The 1,649-nt window shown below is 45.7% G+C and carries 1 protein-coding gene; it reads right to left on the reverse strand.

Annotated elements, in window-relative coordinates; genetic code table 11:
* Nucleotides 1-157: 157 nt before the first annotated feature.
* On the reverse strand, nucleotides 158-925 hold the full coding sequence (locus VE954_RS19555) for a hypothetical protein (protein WP_324955853.1): 768 nt from the start codon (nucleotides 923-925) through the stop codon (nucleotides 158-160).
* Nucleotides 926-1,649: the final 724 nt, after the last annotated feature.

Consider the following 1,649-nt stretch of genomic DNA (forward strand, 5'->3'; position numbering starts at 1 on the left):
CATCGATTTTTGTAGTTCTCCACGATTTCCCGTACAGAGAGATCTGTGTCGCTTGAAACAATATATTTCTTTGACTTTGAGCCATCCCTTTTCCTGGCTTCTGAGTATACTGCCGAAACCAGCCCAAATCCTTTGAGCTTAACGTTTGGAGCAATTCTTACGCGATATTCCTTTCGCTTTTTTTTCCGTCCTTCTCGGCAAAAAGCCGAATGGACTGCCACGGGATGATACGCTGTCTGCGAAAATATTCTCCAATCGATAGATCCTCAATAAGCCTGTTACTCTTGATGGCCATAGTAAAATGACAGCCAATGCGATTGATGGCCTTTTGAACTTTCCTGGCATCGTATCCCGCATCGCACACGAAATGCAGGTGTTTGATGTCATCCCTGGAAAAGAGGCCGCTGGCATGAAGCCAGTTCAGCCACTCGATGACGAGATCATTTTCCGTTTTGTAGGTGTAACCATTATTTTCGCAGTACTCGCGCGAGTAGTGAGCGAGAGCAGAGAGTGGCACGACTTCGCCGTCCAGGAATAAAACAAAGTTGATAAACTTATGGCCTCTGACAGTTCGCTTTCCAAGCCTATAAAATGCGATGTTTTCCACGTATTTTCCACGACGGTCGGTCAGTGTGCTGTCGATAATGATCAAGGGCCTTTTGCCTTTCTTGCCGCTCTGCAATACTTTCAAGCGACGTCTGGCGGAACGATTAAGACTTCCTTTTGCTAAAGCCAGACTATCCGGTCGATTCAACATTCTCGAAAAAGACGACTCAGATACTCCCATTAACACCGCTGCCTGCTTGGCATTGTGACCACGAGTTTCCAGCATCAGGTATAGAATATAGGCAGCCACGACATTCACAAGGGCCTTGGGAATCAGTTCAAACTCTTGTATCATACGGCTCAGATGCTTCTGCATCATCGGCTCCTGCGCTGGAAGTTCTGTGTTTTGTTGCTTCCAATCTTGCTGCAGGAGCTTATTTTTTCAATAGTTCAGATCAACTATTTCGCGTAAGCCAGAATTTTGAGGGTCCCCATGAGATGCGTCCAATAAAACCGTCTTCAGTCAATGCCTTCGAGCTTAGACTCTAAATTTGCTGCAATCGCTGAGTAATTATTAAGCATCTGACTCATGACAAAACGTTTGTTGTAAAAAGCCTTGATCACGCCAAGGAAACCGCGCTGGCCATACATAAATCAGCGGAACTCGACCTGAAATCATCACTTGCCATTGCCAAAGGTGACTTTCTCTTCTCTGGAGAATGGGCTGATGTCGACTGCATACGGTGTTTATTTGATTACCATGGATTGAAGACCAGGGTCGAAGGGGCCCAGGTTGGACAGATAAGAAAGTTCCCGGAACTTCAATTCAGAACATGGAACTTTTATTATCAATATCCAAAACTTATTGGTCCAGATTTGGTGGCACGAAAGTTTGATCCGCTGACATATCGGGGATCGATCCCTAACGTTGATTCTTTGAAGAGGTTCTTTTGATAAGGCGGCTGAAGTCCTCAACCAATGGCTGCTTGAGATTCGGTCGATTTTCGATCACCTTCAAACCCGCATGAAACCGCTTTAATTCCCGTGAAATATACTCCCGCGAATACCTGCACGCCCTAAAGCCCAGGCTGTTGACATCTACC

Origin of the sequence: Oligoflexus sp. (assembly GCF_035638955.1) — a bacterium.
GTDB lineage: Bacteria > Bdellovibrionota_B > Oligoflexia > Oligoflexales > Oligoflexaceae > Oligoflexus.

Bases quoted from the DNA above. Each gene is read 5' to 3' on its own strand.
- VE954_RS19555 (WP_324955853.1), bottom strand. From the start codon at position 925: ATGATGCAGAAGCATCTGAGCCGTATGATACAAGAGTTTGAACTGATT.